This is a genomic window from Thauera sp. 2A1 (assembly GCF_009469595.2).
Classification (GTDB): Bacteria; Pseudomonadota; Gammaproteobacteria; order Burkholderiales; family Rhodocyclaceae; genus Thauera.
The window spans coordinates 293230-308361 of sequence record NZ_SSXV01000001.1; the positions used below are offsets into that span (position 1 = coordinate 293230).

A 15132-nucleotide genomic window follows, 5' to 3' on the forward strand; every position below is an offset into this window, starting at 1 on the left:
CGACAGCCCGGGCGTGGACGACGCATCGGCGGGAACACCCAGGGGCTCCCTGCATTCGAACAAGTCATTGATATCAAATCAGATATCGAGTCATGGCACGTGGCTTGCGATGTGCTGGCGCCGGGTCGCGTCGGACGACCCGGTCCATGCTCAAGGAGAAACCATGTTCAACAAGCCCACCCTGTTCCCGAAGAATGGCGAAACCCCGGCCGATCGCGGTTTGCGGCCAGGACAGAGCGCCAGCAGCCTGACCGGCGGCGCGACGCTGTCCTCCGTTCCCGCCAGCACCGTCAGCACGGTGCGGGACACTGCGCCCTCCGACACGGCGGACAGCTCCGCATCGACATCCACTCCGTCGGCTGCCGAGCCCGCGCAGGCGACCGGCAGCAGCCTGATCGTCGGCCCGGACGTGAAGCTGAAAGGCGCCGAGATCCTGGATTGCGACACGCTGGTGGTGGAGGGGCGCGTCGAGGCGACGATGGACAGCCGTGTGATCCGCATCGCCCAGAACGGCTCCTACGCCGGCACCGTGGGCATCGACGTGGCCGAGATCCATGGCGTCTTCGACGGCGAGCTGACGGCACGCAAGCAACTGATCATCCACGCCACCGGCCGCGTCAGCGGCAAGATCCGCTACGGCAAGATACTGATCGAGGAGGGCGGCGAGATCTCTGGTGACGTCAAGTCGCTGGCGGCTGCAAGCAAGGAGGGCAGCCGTACCGGCGACAAATTCACCGTCGAGGCCAAGCCGCTGGCGGCCGTAGCCGGCTGACCGGAGGAAGCGGGCACGCGCCCGCTGTCCGTGGCCTGCGCACGCGGCTGCGGGATGAGCGCATCCGCTTCCGCCGGGGTCAGTTGCGCGCGCTGGCGGTCAGCGTGCCCGCGGCAAGTTGCTCCGGTCGCCAACTCCAGCTTCGCTCCCAGGCAGTGCGCACGATGTTCGGATACTCCGGGCGGCCCAGGCTGCCGTTGTAACGTCCGAGCGCGCGGAAGAGATCGCCTTTCTCGATGTCGAGGTAGTGGCGCAGGATGGTGCAGCCGTAGCGCAGGTTGGTGCGCAGGTGGAACAGGTTGTCGTCCGGGCGCTCCATCACCTTCAGCCAGAACGGCATCACCTGCATGAATCCGCGCGCGCCGGCCTGCGAGATGGCGTACTTGCGGAAGTTGCTCTCCACCTGGATCAGGCCCAGGACGAGCTGTGGATCCAGTCCGGCGCGGGTCGCTTCGTAATGGATGGAGGTGAGCAACTCGGTGCGGTAGGCCGGGTCGGGAATGCGCCGCTCCAGCCGGCGCGACATCTCGTTAAGCCAGCGGGAACGTTCGCCCGCATCGGCAATCGGCAACGTGGGCGCTGCCGCGTCGCTGACTGCCGCATGCAGCGCGGCGCGCACGCTCGCTGCCAGCGGCTCGTACTGTTGCGCGCCGGCCCGTGCGGCGCCGCTTGCCGCCGCGAGCAGGATCGCGGTGGCAACGGTGGCGAGGGCAGTGGCCAGACGCGGCATGCTCAGCTCCGCGCGCCTTTCAGGCGCTCGATGACGAAGTCGGCGATCCCGGCCACCGGTACTTTCGCCGCCTCGGTGTCGCGGCGCCCTTGGTATTCGGCCATACCTTCCTTCAGGCCACGGTCGCCCAGCGTGACGCGGTGCGGCACACCGATCAGCTCCCAGTCGGCGAACATCACGCCGGGGCGCTCGTCGCGGTCGTCCAGCATCACGTCCACGCCGGCGGCGAGCAGCGTGTCGTAGAGCTTCTGCGCTTCCTCGCGCACCGCCTGCGACTTGCCCCAGCCCACGGGGCAGATCACCACTTCGAACGGTGCGATGGAAGCAGGCCAGATGATGCCGCGGGCGTCGTTGTTCTGCTCGATCGCCGCGCCCAGGATGCGGGTGACGCCGATGCCGTAGCAGCCCATCTCGAAATGCTTGGGCTTGCCGTCCTCGTCGAGGAAGGTCGCGTTCATCGCCTTCGAGTACTTGTTGCCAAGGTAGAACACGTGGCCGACCTCGATGCCGCGCTGGATCGCCAGCGAGCCCTTGCCGTCGGGCGACGGGTCGCCTTCGACGACGTTGCGGATGTCGGCGATCAGCTCGGGTTCGGGCAGGTCGCGGCCCCAGTTGACGCCGGTGTAGTGGAAATCCGCCTCGTTGGCACCGCAGACGAAGTCCGCCATGTGGGCGACGGTGCGGTCCGCGATGACGCGTACCGGCTTCTTCGTGCCGATCGGGCCGAGGTAGCCGGGGCGGCAGCCGAAGTACTCGAGGATCTCGGCTTCGGTCGCGAAGCGGAAGCCCGCCTTCAGGCCTTCGATCTTGCCGGCCTTCACTTCGTTGAGCCCATGGTCGCCGCGCACCAGCAGCAGCCAGATGGTGGTGCCGGCCGGCAGGCCGGCTTCGTCCACATCGTCGCTCGCCAGCACCAGCGACTTGACGGTGCGTGCCAGCGGCAGGTCGAGCAGGGTGGCGACATCGGCGCAGGTCTCGCGCCCCGGGGTCGGCGTCTTCTCGAGGCCCTGCTCGGGGGCAGCGCGGCCCGGCAACAGCGAAACGGCTTCGGCCAGCTCGATGTTGGCTGCATAGTCGGAGGCGGGGCAATACACGATGGCGTCTTCGCCGGTGTCGGCGATGACCTGGAACTCGTGCGAGCGGTCGCCGCCGATCGCGCCCGTGTCTGCCGCGACCGCACGGTATTCGAGGCCCAGCCGGTCGAAGATGCGGTGGTAGGCAGCATGCATGGTGTCGTAGCTGCGCCCTGCGGCTTCGGCGCTGCGGTCGAACGAGTAGGCGTCCTTCATGACGAATTCGCGCCCGCGCATGACGCCGAAGCGAGGCCGGCGCTCGTCGCGGAATTTGGTCTGGATCTGGTAGAAGTTCTTCGGCAGTTGCCGGTAACTCTTGAGCTCCTGGCGCGCGATGTCGGTGACGACTTCCTCGGAGGTGGGCTGCAGCGCGAAGTCGCGCTCGTGCCGATCCTTGATGCGCAGCATCTCCTCGCCCATCTTGTCCCAGCGCCCGCTTTCCTGCCACAGCTCGGCGGGCTGCACCAGAGGCATCACCAGCTCCATGGCGCCGGCGCGGTTCATCTCCTCGCGGATGATGTTTTCCACCTTGCGGATCGCACGCAGGCCCAGCGGCATGTAGCTGTAGATGCCGGCTGCGGTCTTGCGGATCATGCCGGCGCGCAGCATCAGCTTCTGGCTGACGACTTCAGCGTCGGAGGGGGCTTCCTTGAGGGTGAAGAGATGGAACTGGCTGGCGCGCATGGAAGGAGTCGAAAAGCGTTTGTCGAGCGCCCGATTTTAGCGCATGGCACCGCAGCACGAACCGCCAGACGATGGAACGTGCGCCCATGCGCGCTTTCAAATGGCAGGCAAGTGTGAAAAAATCCTGACAACTCACCAAAATCTGAAGGTTCAGCATGCTCGACCGTGAAGGCTTTCGCCCGAACGTCGGCATCGTTCTGGTTAACGCGCGCAACGAGGTCTTCTGGGGCAAACGGATCCGCGAACACTCCTGGCAGTTTCCGCAAGGTGGCATCAAGCATGGCGAATCACCGGAGCAGGCCATGTACCGGGAGCTGTTCGAGGAAGTGGGGCTGCGCCCTGAGCACGTGAAGATTCTCGGCCGCACGCGAGGCTGGCTGCGCTACGAAGTGCCCAAGCACTGGATACGCCGCGAATGGCGCAATACCTACCGTGGTCAGAAGCAGATCTGGTTCCTGCTTCGCCTGGTGGGGCGTGATTCCGACGTCTGTCTGCGCGCGAGCCATCATCCGGAATTCGATGCCTGGCGTTGGAGTGACTACTGGGTGCCGCTCGACGCGGTGATCGAGTTCAAGCGGCAGGTGTATCAACTGGCGCTGGTCGAGCTCGCCCGCGTCCTCTTCCGCTCCCGCAGCTTCGAGATGCCGGAGAGCTACCGGCTGACGACGCCAGCCACAGCCGAGCCGGTCAAGGTGGTGCTCAACAGTCCCCGCTGACCCCCGCGTTGATCCTCCCCGCACGGCGCTTGCCGTGCCTGCCGGTGTGATCTTTACTCGATGCAGGGGCTCGCCGCATCGCCGCATCGCCGCATCGCCGTATGCAAGAGGGCGAGCCTTGCTCCATATCGCAACGGGAGGCTCATCATGCATCGGGATCGCTTTTCACCTCTTCCGCAGGCCCATCTCGACGGCTTGCAATGCGACATCGCCGACGTGTCGGCCGAACGTCGCGTCCGACTCGACTCGCCTGCGCTGGAGGTGATGACCGACCTGCGCCAGGTACCGGCGGCCACCGTGGATGCCGGCATGAGCCAGGATGAAGCCCACCGCGCAATGCAGGCGCGTGGCGTGAGGCTGCTCCTGGTGACCGATGCGGCGCGCGGCGTGGTCGGCCTGGTGACGGCAGCCGACTTTCTCGGCGAGCGTCCGCTGCGTGCCGCGCAGGAGCGCGGTCTGCGCGTGGGTGAAGTGAGCGTGGCGCAGGTCATGACCCCGCTCGTGGCGATGGAGGCGGTTCGCCTCGAGGACGTGCTGCGGGCGGAGGTCGGGCATGTCATCGCGACCCTCAGGCGTTCGGGCAGGCAGCACGCGCTGGTGATCGAGACGGTGGCGGCCGGCCGCGCCCGCATCCGTGGCATCTTCTCGATGACGCAGATCGCCCGCCAGTTGGGCGAGCCCCTGCCGGCGGCGACCGAGGTCGCGCGCAATTTCGCCGAGATCGAGGCTGCGCTGGCGGCATGAACGCCGCCCGTTCCGCCCGGAACGTCGAACTTGGGGCGGACAGGACGGCGCGGATAGGCTCGGCCAATGCATGAAATAGCGCTCCGCTATTTGGGCGTGCTGCGCCCGTTGTCTAGGCTGAAGATGTCCCGGCGACAGGGGCGTTCATCCAACGGACGACAAGGAGAGGAGACATGCAACTGAAGGGTTCCCAGACCGAAGGCAATCTGAAGGCCGCCTTCGCCGGCGAGTCGCAGGCGAACCGCCGCTACCTCTACTTCGCTGCCAAGGCCGACGTCGAAGGCCAGAATGACGTGGCGACCGTGTTCCGCTCCACCGCTGAAGGCGAGACGGGCCACGCGCACGGCCACCTCGAATACCTCGAGGCCTGCGGCGATCCGGCCACCGGCCTGCCGTTCGGCAGCACCCGGCAGAACCTCGGCGCAGCCATCGCCGGCGAGACGCACGAATACACCGACATGTATCCGGGCATGGCAAAAGCCGCACGCGACGAGGGCTTCGACGAGATCGCAGACTGGTTCGAGACACTGGCCAAGGCGGAGCGCTCGCACGCCAACCGCTTCCAGAAGGCGCTCGATGCGCTGACCGACTGAGCGACGGAGCAAGGACGAACGGGCGGTGCAACCGCCCGTTCTGCCAATGGCTGGCTGATGGCGATCCTTGCAGCGAAGGGGGAGTTGTCATGACCAAGCGTGAGGGCAGTCTCGAGGCGCCGACGCGACATGCGATTGCGTGGCGTGACCCCGCCTACCACGATGAAGCGGCGCTGCTGGGCGAGATGGAGCGCGTGTTCGACATCTGCCATGGCTGCCGCCGCTGCGTGAATCTGTGCACCACCTTCCCGACCCTGTTCGATCTCGTCGACGAGAGCAGCAGCGGTGAAGTCGACGGCGTGGCGAAGAAGGACTACTGGAAGGTCGTCGACCAGTGTTACCTGTGCGACATCTGCTTCATGACCAAATGCCCCTACGTGCCGCCGCACGAGTGGAATCTGGATTTTCCGCACCTCATGCTGCGCGCCAAGGCGGTGAAGTTCCGCAAGGGCGAGATCCGCTTCCGCGACAAGCTGCTCACCAGCACCGACGCGCTGGGCAAGCTCGCCGCGATCCCGGTGGTGGCGCAGACGGTCAATGCCGCCAACCGCAATGGCGCCGCGCGCGGCGTGCTGCAGTCGGTGCTGGGCGTCGACAAGCGGCGCGAGCTGCCGCCCTACGCACCGGCGAAATTCCGCTCGAAGGCCAGGGTGGCCGAGCACTGGCCGGTGAGGCATGGCGAGCGCACGCCGGGCAAGGTGGCGATCTTCTCCACCTGCTACGTCAATTACAACGAGCCGGGCATCGGCCACGATCTGGTCGCGATCCTCAACCACAATGAGATCCCGACGGTGCTGGCGCGGCAGGAAGCCTGTTGCGGCATGCCCAAGCTGGAGCTTGGCGACCTGGAGGGCGTCGAGCGTCTGAAGCAGCGCAACATTCCGCCGCTTGTCGAGCTGGCGCGGCAAGGCTATGCCATCCTCGCGCCGGTTCCGTCCTGCGCGCTGATGTTCAAGCAGGAACTGCCGCTGCTGTTCCCGGACGATGCGGACGTCGCCGCAGTGGCGGAGGCGATGTTCGACCCCTTCGAGTACTTCGTGCTGCGCAACAAGGACGGCCTGCTCAAGACCGACTTCAAGCGCCCGCTGGGCAAGGTGTCGTACCACATCCCCTGTCATGGCCGAGTGCAGAACATCGGCCAGAAGACGCGCGAGACCCTGCAGCTCGTTCCCGGCACCCAGGTCAGCACCGTCGAACGCTGCGCCGGTCACGACGGCACCTGGGGCGTGAAGGAGGAGTACTTCGATCTTTCCATGAAGATCGGCCGGCCGGTGTTCCGGCAGATGGCGCAGGCGGAGCCGGACTTCATCAGCTCCGACTGTCCGATCGCCGGCCGCCACATCCAGCAAGGCATCCGCGACGGGGGGACCACGCTGGCGGCGCAGAAGGCGCATCCACTCACCTTGCTGCGCATGGCCTATGGCCTGGAGGAGGTTGCGTGATGGCGATCGCACGCGACAGCCTGTTGAGCCTCGAACAGTACGCGCGCGAGCGGCCCGCGTTTCGCGCGCGGGTGCTGGCCCACAAGAAGGCCCGCACGCTGCACGTCGGCGAACACGTGACGCTGGTGTTCGAGGATGAGCTGACCATCCGCTACCAGGTGCAGGAGATGCTGCGCATCGAGCGCATCTTCGAGGAGGCCGGCATCCGGGACGAACTCGACGCCTACAGTCCGCTCGTTCCCGACGGGCTGAACTGGAAGGCGACGATGCTGATCGAATTCCCCGACGAGACCGAACGCCGGCTCTGGCTCGGTCGCCTGAAAGGTATCGAGCGCCGGGTGTGGGTGAAGGTGGCGGGGTTCGAACCGGTCTTTGCCATTGCCGACGAGGACCTCGAGCGGGAGAATGACGAAAAGACGTCGTCGGTGCATTTCCTGCGCTTCGAACTCGGTGCCGAGCGGGCGCGCGCGATGCTGCTGGGAGCGGCTCTGGCCGTCGGCATCGACCATCCCGCCTACGCGGCGGTCGTCGAGCCGGTTCCGGCGACGGTTCGCAACTCGCTCTGTGGAGATCTGCGCGTTTGAAAAACTCATCGCGTTCCAGCATCCGCGGGGGCCTGTTGGCCCTCGCTTGTTTTTCCGCGCTCGCGCTGTCGGCCGGCAGTTTCGCCGCCGGCCTGCTGACCGATCCGGACCCCAATTGGCAGGAGGAAGATTACGTGCTGCCGCCTGCGCCGGCTGAAGCCAGCCTGAGGGCGTTCTTTGTCAGCAGCGCCTCGCCCAACCGCTTCTTCGTCGACGAGCGCAGCGTGAGCGTCGGGCGCGACGGTGTCGTGCGCTACGTGCTTGTGGTGCGCACGCCGGGTGGCGCCGAGAACGTCACCTTCGAAGGCATACGCTGCGCCACCGGCGAGCGGCGCATCTACGCCAGCGGCCGCAAGAGCGGCGAGTGGGCGCCGATGAAGGTGAGCGAGTGGCAGCCCATCGGCGACAATTCGTACAATCGGCCGCGCGCTGCGCTGGCTTACGATTATTTCTGTGATGGCCCCGCTGCGCCACGTGACCGCAACCATGCGCTGCGCCGGCTGCAGGGCGAGCGGGATCCCGGCGAGCCAGGAGGAAACCGGCCATGATCGATCAACTGATACTCGAATTCGACAAGGCATTGCGCACCGTCTTCGCTCCGGCGCGCAGCGTGCGTCCCGTGCCGGGTGACGAGCTTCCCGACGCGGCGCTCGAAGACGACGAGCGGCGCCACGCGGCCGCCCTGATGCGCGTCAATCATGTCGGCGAGATCTGCGCCCAGGCGCTCTACCAGGGCCAGGCGCTGATGTCGCGCGACCCGGCGATCCGCGAATCGCTGCAGCAGGCGTCGGACGAAGAAACCGAGCACCTCGCGTGGACCGAACGGCGCATTGCCGAACTGGGTGGTCGCAAGAGCCTGCTGAATCCGCTGTGGTACGGCGGCGCGCTGGCGGTCGGCATGGCCGCGGGTCGCTTCGGCGACCGCTGGAATCTCGGCTTCCTGGCGGAGACCGAGCGCCAGGTCGAGGCTCACCTAAAGAGCCATCTCGAGAGCCTGCCGGCGCAGGATCGCAAGTCGCGAGCCATCGTCGAGCAGATGAAGGCCGACGAAGTCGAGCACGCCGAAACGGCGCTGCGGCTCGGCGCTCAGGAACTGCCGGCGCCGGTAAAGGGCGTCATGAAGCTCGCCGCGCGCGTGATGACGCGCACGACCTACTGGGTGTGAACGGCAGGCGCCGCGCTCGGCCACTTCCGCCGCGCGGCGCGTCTTCGTCCCGGCCGGTGGCGGGCGGAGCGCTCAGTCGACGTCGACGATCTCGCACTCGTGCGTGATCTCGGCCGTCTTGGCGAGGATGATCGACGCCGAGCAGTATTTCTCCGCCGACAGGTGAATCGCGCGTTCGACCACCTCGCGCTTGAGGTTCCTGCCCGTCACGGTGTAGATGAAGCGGATGCGGGTGAACACCTTGGGGTCCGTCTCCGCGCGCTCGGCTTCCAGCCGGACTTCGCAGCCGCGGATGTCGTGGCGTCCGCGCTTCATGATCAGCACGACGTCGAATGCGGTGCAGCCGCCCGCGCCGGCCAGCATCAGCTCCATCGGGCGTGGCGCGAGGTTGCGCCCGCCGGCGTCGGGTGCGCCGTCCATCGCCACCAGGTGTCCGGTTCCTGTCTCGGCCATGAAGGTCATGCCGTCCACCCACTTGATCGTGCATTCCATGCGTCTTGTCTCCATGAACTTCCGGCCTCGCAGCCGGTCTGCGGAAAGCAGCGCGGCATTCTACCGGAGACGGCGGAAGGCTTCCCGCGCAAGCGGCCGGTTGCAGCCGGGGCGGTGGCAAAGTGGCGCGAATGTCGTCGCGGCCAATCACGCCATCGCATTCGTCTGCTCTGTACCAAAGCGTATGGCCGCAGTGCGCAACACAACATGGCAAAGAAATATAGTGGGGAGCGGGCCGAGGCCGTCGCTTGGCCATCCCAGGAAGGCAAATTGAGACAAATCAATATTTTGAGAATAAATAAGAGCCACTTATGGAATGATCCAAAGATTTATTGTGCGTCGCACAAAATCTGCTTGCCCGAGCCCGGCGACGTATGGATAATCCGTCTCAGTCGGATCGCAGTCGCACCGCAAAACGGGTGCCGGATCCAAACGGTGTCTCCTCCACCCTCCTCCTTTGGTGTGGATTTAACGCAGTCCCAACGGACTGCGTTTTTTTTGCCTGTCTCGCCCGCGCGTGCAACTCGATTGACACACGGGCCTGCTTCGCCTTAGCATTGCCAGCTTTCCGTTTGGTGGCCGGCACGCAAGGCCTGACAAGATCGAGGTTTTAAATGAAGACGTTTTCTGCCAAGCCGCACGAGGTAAAGCGCGACTGGTTCGTTGTCGACGGCACGGACAAGGTGCTTGGTCGCCTCGCAGCCGAAGTGGCCCGCCGCCTGCGTGGCAAACACAAAGCCATCTACACGCCGCACGTCGATACCGGTGACTTCATCGTCGTCGTCAACGTCGAAAAGCTGCGCGTGACCGGCAACAAGGCGCAGGACAAGAAGTACTACCGTCACTCGGGCTACCCGGGCGGTATCTACGAAACCAACTTCACCAAGCTCCAGCAGCGCTTCCCCGAGCGTGTGCTCGAGAAGGCGGTGAAGGGCATGCTGCCTAAGGGCCCGCTGGGCTACGCCATGCTGAAGAAGCTGAAGTGCTACGCGGGTCCGTCGCATCCGCACACCGCTCAGCAGCCGCAAGTTCTCGAGATCTGAAGGAGCCGATAGATGGCTGTCACTTACAACTACGGTACCGGTCGCCGCAAGACTGCGGTCGCTCGCGTGTTCATCAAGCCGGGCACCGGCAACATCGTCGTCAACGGCAAGCCGGTTGACGAGTTCTTCTCGCGCGAAACCGGTCGCATGATCGTGCGTCAGCCGCTGGTGCTCACCGGCAACGAAGGCAAGTTCGACATCATGGTGAACGTCGTCGGTGGTGGCGAATCCGGCCAGGCCGGCGCCGTGCGCCACGGCATCACCCGCGCGCTGATCGACTACAGCGCCGAGCTGAAGCCGGACCTGCGTGCCGCCGGCTTCGTGACCCGCGACGCCCGTGAAGTGGAGCGCAAGAAGGTCGGCCTGCGCAAGGCCCGCCGCGCGAAGCAGTTCTCCAAGCGCTGATCCGCGTTTGTCGCACAAACAAGAAGCCGCCTTCGGGCGGCTTTTTGTTTGTGCGCTTCGCTTTCGGCTACGCGCGGTCCTCGTTCGGCCAACCGGCGAAAGTGCCGTGGGCGAGGAAATGGTCGCCGGCGGCGACCAGGGCCCGTGTCATGGGCGCGTCGAACGGGCTGTGACCGGCGCCATCGACCAACAACAGCCGGCTGTCCGGCAGCGCCTGATGTACGGCCCATGCGTTCGACGGACGGCAGACCAGGTCGAGGCGGCCATGCAGGATTGCAGTCGGCAATCCCCGCAGTGCCCGCGCGAAGTCGAGCGCGCGCGCCCTGCCGATGAAACATTCGTGGCGCAGGTAATGCGCCTGCAGGCGGTATTTGGCGAGTTGTCCGGCAGCGGTTTCACGGCTCGTCCGGCCGGCGAGCGCGGGCGGAAGGCCTGGCCGCGACAGTGCTTCCTCCCAGTCCATCCAGTGGCGCACGGCCTCGACGGCTTCATCGTTGTCATCCCCCCGCACGGTATCGAAATACCACGTCGCGAGCTCGCTACGGTGTGCTGACGGCGCCGGGACGGCAAGGGCCGCCCAATGGTCGGGCAGCAGTTGTCCGGCGCCGTTGAAGAACCAGTCGATGTCGTCATTCCCGGTGAGGAAGATGCCGCGCAGGATGGCGCCCAGGCAGGCTTCACGGTGCTGCGCGCAGTAGGCGAGGGCGAGGCTCGAGCCCCAGGAGCCGCCGAACACCAGCCAGCGAAGCCCCCCCAGGTGTGCGCGCAATCGCTCGATGTCGGCCACCAGGTCGGCAGTCGTGTTGGCGAGGCATTCGCCGGCAGGCGTGCTGCGCCCGCAGCCGCGCTGGTCGAACAGCACGATGCGCCAGGCCGGGTTCAGCAGCCTGCGGTGGCGCGGGCTGCAACCGCTGCCCGGTCCGCCGTGCAGGAAGAGCGCCGCCGGGCCGTCCAGCGTTCCGCATTGTTCGTAGTAGATGCGGTGGCCGTCGCCCACGTCCAGCCAGCCTGCGTCAAAGGGCTCGATCGGCGGAAATGGCAGATCGTCTTCGACCGAGGCCGGGACGGGGGAGGGGGAAGGCGAAGGGATGGAAGAAGACATGGAAACATTGACCTCGTGTCCTGCGGCGGGGCGGGTCGCGCTCGGGCGGTGATACCGGCGCGAAGGTCGGAGTTTTTCATTGCCGACATCCTAGCGGGCCGGAGCCTTGCGCCGCGTCCGGATGTCCGTCGCCGAAGCCTCATGAAAATCATGAGGTCACTTCAGTCGATTTCGGGACGCTGGCCCAGCGGGTGGATCGCTATCGTATGGGCGTGCCACCGTGTGTCCGTCCCGGCATATGGCGGGCACGCTTCCAACCCACGAGACGACAGGAGACAAATCATGAAATGGGAAACCCCGGCAGCCTGCGATTTCCGCTTCGGCTTTGAAATCACGATGTACATCGCAACGCGCTGATCACTGAAGCCACGAGGCGGGAGCGGCTGAGCCAGCGCTTCCGTCCTCGGCCGACCGCCCATGAGAATCCGAGTCCTTGGTTCCGCCGCAGGCGGTGGTTTTCCGCAGTGGAACTGCAATTGCCCCACCTGCGCCGGAGTACGCAGCGGACGCATCCGTGCCGTGCCGCGAACACAATCTTCCATCGCGGTTAGCGGCGACGACGAGCACTGGGTGCTGTTCAACGCCTCGCCCGATGTGCTGCAGCAGATCCGCAGCTTCCCCGAACTCCAGCCCGCACGCGCGCTGCGCGACACGGCGATCGCGGCGATCGTGCTGATCGACGCGCAGATCGACCACACCACCGGCCTCTACATGCTGCGCGAGCATCGCCAGCCCTGGCAGGTGTGGTGTACGCCCTGCGTGCGCGAGGATCTCTCCGTGGGCAATCCGCTGTTCGGCGTGCTAGGCCACTATGCCGGCATCGCCTGGAACGAAGTGCCGTTGATGGGTGAGTTCGCCATCGATGGCGCGCCGGGGCTGCGCTTTGCGGCGCTGCCGCTCACCAGCAACGCCCCGCCGTACTCGCCGCACCGCGACAGGCCGCAGCCCGGCGACAACATCGGCGTGACGCTGATCGACCCGCGCAGCGCCAAGCGTCTGTTCTACGCCCCGGGACTCGGCGAGATGGAACCGCATGTGTGGGAGGCGATGCAGCAGGCCGACTGCGTGCTGGTCGACGGCACCTTGTGGACCGACGACGAGATGATCCGCCTCGGCGCCTCGTCGAAGACTTCGCGTGCGATGGGTCACCTGCCGCAATCCGGGCCTGGCGGCATGATCGAATGGCTCGGCCGCCTGCCCAAGACGACGCGCAAGGTGCTGATTCACATCAACAACACCAACCCGATCCTCGACGAAGACAGCCCGCAGCGCGCCGAACTGGCCGCGCACGGCATCGAGGTGTCCCACGACGGCATGGAGATACGCCTGTGAGCAACGCCCTCAGCATCGAGCACATCGCAGACCTGACGCGCCGCTCCGAACTGCCGCCCTGGAGCAAGGAGGAATTCGAGGCCAAGCTGCGCGACAAGGGCACCAGCTATCACATCTACCATCCCTTCCACATCATGATGGCCGAAGGGAAGCTGACGCCCGCGCAGTTGCAGGGCTGGGTGGCCAACCGCTTCTACTACCAGATCGCAATCCCGGTGAAGGATGCGGCAATCATGTCGAACTGCCCGGAGCGCGCGATCCGCCGCGACTGGATCCAGCGCATGCTGGACCACGACGGCTACGAGATCGGCGGCATCTCCGACCCCGGCGGCATCGAGGCCTGGATCCGGCTGGGCGAAGCAGTGGGGTTGTCGCGCGACGACGTCACCTCGCTGCGTTTCGTGGCGCCGGCGGCGCGCTTTGCGGTGGACGCCTACATCAATTTCGCGCGCCAGCGGCCGTGGCAGGAGGCGGTGGCTTCCAGCCTCACCGAGCTGTTCGCGCCGCACATCCACCAGCAGCGCATCGACACCTGGCCGGAGAAATACCCCTGGGTCGATACCGCCGGGCTGCAGTACTTCCGCAACCGCCTGACGCAGGCGCGGCGCGACGTCGAGCACGGGTTGCGCTTCACGCTGGACTACTTCAGCCAGACGCGGGCGATGCAGGAGCGTGCGCTCGAGATCCTGCAGTTCAAGCTCGACGTGCTGTGGGCGCTGGCCGACGCGATCATGCTCAGCCAGTGCGAAATCGAGATCAAGGGACCGCGCAAATGAGTGAGGCGGCCAGCATCGTCGCGACGGCGAAACCCAGGGTGTCGGCCAAGTTCCGCCTGCAGTGGGAGGAGGCGCAACAGTCCTGGGTGCTGCTCTACCCCGAAGGCATGGTGAAGCTCAACGCCAGCGCCGGCGAGATCATGAAGCGCTGCGACGGCAGCCGCAGCGTGGACGAACTGGTCGCCGAGCTGGAGCAAGCCTTCGACACCCGCGGCCTGCACGCCGACGTCGCCCGCTTCCTCGACATGGCGCGCGCCCAGCACTGGATCGAGGTGTGACGTGAACGCCCCCGCGCAGGCACCGGCTACCTCGATCGGCCCGCCGCTGTGGCTCCTGGCCGAGATCACCTATCGCTGCCCGCTGCATTGCGCCTTCTGCTACAACCCGACCGACTTGGCCGCGACCACCGAGGAGCTCGGCACCGAGGACTGGCTGCGAGTGCTGCGCGAGGCGCGCGCCGCCGGCAGCGTGCAGTGCGCCTTTTCGGGCGGCGAGCCGCTGGCGCGCGACGACCTCGAGGTGCTGGTGGCCGAGGCGCGCCGGCTGGGCTTCTACACCAACCTGCTGACCTCGGGCGTGGGTCTCACCGAGGCGCGCGCCGCGGCGCTGAAGGAAGCCGGGCTGGACCACATCCAGCTCTCCTTCCAGGACTCCACCCGCGAACTCAACGACTTCCTGTCGCACACCCGCACCTTCGATCTCAAGCAGAAGGTCGCGGCGATGATCAAGGCCAACGGCTGGCCGATGGTCATGAACTGCGTGATCCACCGCCTCAACATCGACTACATCGAGAACATCATCGACATGGCGGTCGAGCTCGGCGCGGAATACCTCGAACTGGCCAACAGCCAGTACTACTCCTGGGCGCTGCTCAATCGCGACCAGTTGCTGCCGTCGCGCGAGCAGATCGAACGCGCCGAGCGCATCACCAATGAGCGGCGCCAGCGCTACGGCGATCGCATCCGCATCTTCTTCGTCGTGCCCGACTACTACGAGACGCGGCCGAAGAAATGCATGAACGGCTGGGGCAGCGTGTTCCTCACGGTGACGCCCGATGGCACCGCCTTGCCGTGCCATACCGCGAAGATGCTGCCGGGTCTTTCCTTCCCCAACGTGGGCGACATGGGCGTGCGCGAGATCTGGTACGACTCCGAGGGCTTCAACCGCTTCCGCGGCGACGACTGGATGCAGGAACCCTGCCGCAGTTGTCCGGAAAAGGAAAAGGACCGCGGCGGCTGCCGCTGCCAGGCCTTCATGCTCGCCGGCGATGCCGCTGCGGCTGATCCGGTGTGCGACAAGTCGTCGGCGCATCACGTCGTGCTCGAGGCGGTGGATCGAGCGCAACGTGCCGACAGTCACGCATTGCGCGAGGCGCCGCTGGTGTTTCGTGGTCCGGCGGAATCGAAGCGCCTGATCGCGGAGGCCCGCGAAGCCGCGCGCTCGTGAGACTCAGGGGCAACAGCGTTGGCGGGTTGAAAC

At 66.1% G+C, this 15132-nt stretch carries 19 protein-coding genes; 15 read left to right on the forward strand and 4 right to left on the reverse strand.

The genetic code is table 11. The features are described 5' to 3' along the window. Positions 1-163 precede the first annotated feature (163 nt). Positions 164-772, forward strand: coding sequence for a polymer-forming cytoskeletal protein (locus tag GH664_RS01440; protein ID WP_153166357.1), 609 nt, complete (start codon positions 164-166; stop codon positions 770-772). A gap of 79 nt (positions 773-851) precedes the next feature. Here GH664_RS01440 and GH664_RS01445 read toward each other — a convergent pair whose 3' ends face one another. Beyond that, the gene (locus tag GH664_RS01445; RefSeq protein WP_153166358.1) at positions 852-1502 is read right to left on the reverse strand and encodes a lytic transglycosylase domain-containing protein; all 651 of its coding nucleotides are present in this window, start codon (positions 1500-1502) and stop codon (positions 852-854) included. 2 nt (positions 1503-1504) lie between these two features. Next, the gene (locus GH664_RS01450; RefSeq protein WP_153166359.1) at positions 1505-3259 is read right to left on the reverse strand and encodes a proline--tRNA ligase; all 1755 of its coding nucleotides are present in this window, start codon (positions 3257-3259) and stop codon (positions 1505-1507) included. Between the two features lie 155 nt (positions 3260-3414). Between GH664_RS01450 and GH664_RS01455 the strand changes: the two genes are divergently transcribed. From GH664_RS01455 to coq7, 7 genes are all read left to right on the forward strand, one after another. Next, positions 3415-3975, forward strand: a complete 561-nt coding sequence (locus GH664_RS01455) for an RNA pyrophosphohydrolase (RefSeq protein WP_153166360.1) — start codon at positions 3415-3417, stop codon at positions 3973-3975. A 147-nt stretch (positions 3976-4122) separates the two neighbouring features. Further along, positions 4123-4719, forward strand: coding sequence for a CBS domain-containing protein (locus tag GH664_RS01460; RefSeq protein WP_153166361.1), 597 nt, complete (start codon positions 4123-4125; stop codon positions 4717-4719). A gap of 173 nt (positions 4720-4892) precedes the next feature. Beyond that, the gene (locus GH664_RS01465; RefSeq protein WP_153166362.1) at positions 4893-5312 is read left to right on the forward strand and encodes a rubrerythrin family protein; all 420 of its coding nucleotides are present in this window, start codon (positions 4893-4895) and stop codon (positions 5310-5312) included. Positions 5313-5401: 89 nt separating this feature from the next. Continuing rightward, complete coding sequence (locus GH664_RS01470; protein ID WP_153166363.1) at positions 5402-6754, forward strand: heterodisulfide reductase-related iron-sulfur binding cluster; 1353 nt, start codon at positions 5402-5404, stop codon at positions 6752-6754. Continuing rightward, complete coding sequence (locus GH664_RS01475) at positions 6754-7338, forward strand: DUF3501 family protein (RefSeq protein WP_194270293.1); 585 nt, start codon at positions 6754-6756, stop codon at positions 7336-7338. Before GH664_RS01470 ends, GH664_RS01475 begins: the two co-directional genes overlap by 1 nt. After that, positions 7335-7886, forward strand: coding sequence for a CNP1-like family protein (locus GH664_RS01480; protein WP_228111322.1), 552 nt, complete (start codon positions 7335-7337; stop codon positions 7884-7886). Before GH664_RS01475 ends, GH664_RS01480 begins: the two co-directional genes overlap by 4 nt. After that, on the forward strand, positions 7883-8503 hold the full coding sequence (coq7, locus tag GH664_RS01485; RefSeq protein WP_153166365.1) for a 2-polyprenyl-3-methyl-6-methoxy-1,4-benzoquinone monooxygenase: 621 nt from the start codon (positions 7883-7885) through the stop codon (positions 8501-8503). Before GH664_RS01480 ends, coq7 begins: the two co-directional genes overlap by 4 nt. A gap of 72 nt (positions 8504-8575) precedes the next feature. On the opposite strand, the gene GH664_RS01490 is transcribed toward coq7, so the two are convergent. Beyond that, on the reverse strand, positions 8576-8995 hold the full coding sequence (locus GH664_RS01490; RefSeq protein ID WP_153166366.1) for an OsmC family protein: 420 nt from the start codon (positions 8993-8995) through the stop codon (positions 8576-8578). Between the two features lie 614 nt (positions 8996-9609). Between GH664_RS01490 and rplM the strand changes: the two genes are divergently transcribed. Together rplM and rpsI are read left to right on the forward strand one after the other, a co-directional pair. Further along, on the forward strand, positions 9610-10038 hold the full coding sequence (rplM, locus tag GH664_RS01495; RefSeq protein WP_004258894.1) for a 50S ribosomal protein L13: 429 nt from the start codon (positions 9610-9612) through the stop codon (positions 10036-10038). Between the two features lie 12 nt (positions 10039-10050). Further along, on the forward strand, positions 10051-10443 hold the full coding sequence (gene rpsI / locus GH664_RS01500) for a 30S ribosomal protein S9 (RefSeq protein ID WP_153166367.1): 393 nt from the start codon (positions 10051-10053) through the stop codon (positions 10441-10443). Positions 10444-10510: 67 nt separating this feature from the next. Here rpsI and pip read toward each other — a convergent pair whose 3' ends face one another. Beyond that, positions 10511-11545, reverse strand: coding sequence for a prolyl aminopeptidase (pip, locus tag GH664_RS01505; protein ID WP_153166368.1), 1035 nt, complete (start codon positions 11543-11545; stop codon positions 10511-10513). Positions 11546-11827: 282 nt separating this feature from the next. Here pip and pqqA point away from each other — a divergent pair, with 282 nt between their 5' ends. Genes pqqA through pqqE form a run of 5 tightly spaced genes read left to right on the forward strand, consistent with a single transcriptional unit; the run spans position 11828 to position 15099 of the window. Beyond that, the gene (gene pqqA, locus GH664_RS01510; protein ID WP_108951310.1) at positions 11828-11902 is read left to right on the forward strand and encodes a pyrroloquinoline quinone precursor peptide PqqA; all 75 of its coding nucleotides are present in this window, start codon (positions 11828-11830) and stop codon (positions 11900-11902) included. 60 nt (positions 11903-11962) lie between these two features. Further along, positions 11963-12877: a pyrroloquinoline quinone biosynthesis protein PqqB gene (gene pqqB / locus GH664_RS01515; protein ID WP_153166369.1), complete on the forward strand. Its 915-nt coding sequence runs from the start codon at positions 11963-11965 to the stop codon at positions 12875-12877. After that, entirely contained in the window at positions 12874-13653 is a 780-nt protein-coding gene (gene pqqC / locus GH664_RS01520; RefSeq protein WP_194270294.1) for a pyrroloquinoline-quinone synthase PqqC, read from the forward strand. The genes pqqB and pqqC overlap by 4 nt, the downstream gene beginning before the upstream one ends. Next, positions 13650-13931: a pyrroloquinoline quinone biosynthesis peptide chaperone PqqD gene (pqqD, locus tag GH664_RS01525; protein ID WP_153166370.1), complete on the forward strand. Its 282-nt coding sequence runs from the start codon at positions 13650-13652 to the stop codon at positions 13929-13931. The genes pqqC and pqqD overlap by 4 nt, the downstream gene beginning before the upstream one ends. Before the next feature lies 1 nt (position 13932). Further along, positions 13933-15099 (forward strand): pyrroloquinoline quinone biosynthesis protein PqqE, encoded by a 1167-nt coding sequence (gene pqqE / locus GH664_RS01530; protein ID WP_153166371.1) that lies wholly within the window; start codon positions 13933-13935, stop codon positions 15097-15099. The last annotated feature ends 33 nt before the right edge of the window (positions 15100-15132 follow it).

What these genes read in the sequence shown, in the direction of transcription:
- GH664_RS01440 (WP_153166357.1), top strand. Translation starts at nt 164, where the DNA reads ATGTTCAACAAGCCCACCCTGTTCCCGAAGAATGGCGAAACCCCGGCC.
- GH664_RS01450 (WP_153166359.1), bottom strand. Translation starts at nt 3,259, where the DNA reads ATGCGCGCCAGCCAGTTCCATCTCTTCACCCTCAAGGAAGCCCCCTCC.
- GH664_RS01445 (WP_153166358.1), bottom strand. Translation starts at nt 1,502, where the DNA reads ATGCCGCGTCTGGCCACTGCCCTCGCCACCGTTGCCACCGCGATCCTG.
- GH664_RS01460 (WP_153166361.1), top strand. Translation starts at nt 4,123, where the DNA reads ATGCATCGGGATCGCTTTTCACCTCTTCCGCAGGCCCATCTCGACGGC.
- rpsI (WP_153166367.1), top strand. Translation starts at nt 10,051, where the DNA reads ATGGCTGTCACTTACAACTACGGTACCGGTCGCCGCAAGACTGCGGTC.
- pqqB (WP_153166369.1), top strand. Translation starts at nt 11,963, where the DNA reads ATGAGAATCCGAGTCCTTGGTTCCGCCGCAGGCGGTGGTTTTCCGCAG.
- GH664_RS01465 (WP_153166362.1), top strand. Translation starts at nt 4,893, where the DNA reads ATGCAACTGAAGGGTTCCCAGACCGAAGGCAATCTGAAGGCCGCCTTC.
- rplM (WP_004258894.1), top strand. Translation starts at nt 9,610, where the DNA reads ATGAAGACGTTTTCTGCCAAGCCGCACGAGGTAAAGCGCGACTGGTTC.
- GH664_RS01490 (WP_153166366.1), bottom strand. Translation starts at nt 8,995, where the DNA reads ATGGAATGCACGATCAAGTGGGTGGACGGCATGACCTTCATGGCCGAG.
- coq7 (WP_153166365.1), top strand. Translation starts at nt 7,883, where the DNA reads ATGATCGATCAACTGATACTCGAATTCGACAAGGCATTGCGCACCGTC.
- GH664_RS01470 (WP_153166363.1), top strand. Translation starts at nt 5,402, where the DNA reads ATGACCAAGCGTGAGGGCAGTCTCGAGGCGCCGACGCGACATGCGATT.
- pqqD (WP_153166370.1), top strand. Translation starts at nt 13,650, where the DNA reads ATGAGTGAGGCGGCCAGCATCGTCGCGACGGCGAAACCCAGGGTGTCG.
- GH664_RS01475 (WP_194270293.1), top strand. Translation starts at nt 6,754, where the DNA reads ATGGCGATCGCACGCGACAGCCTGTTGAGCCTCGAACAGTACGCGCGC.
- pip (WP_153166368.1), bottom strand. Translation starts at nt 11,545, where the DNA reads ATGTCTTCTTCCATCCCTTCGCCTTCCCCCTCCCCCGTCCCGGCCTCG.
- GH664_RS01455 (WP_153166360.1), top strand. Translation starts at nt 3,415, where the DNA reads ATGCTCGACCGTGAAGGCTTTCGCCCGAACGTCGGCATCGTTCTGGTT.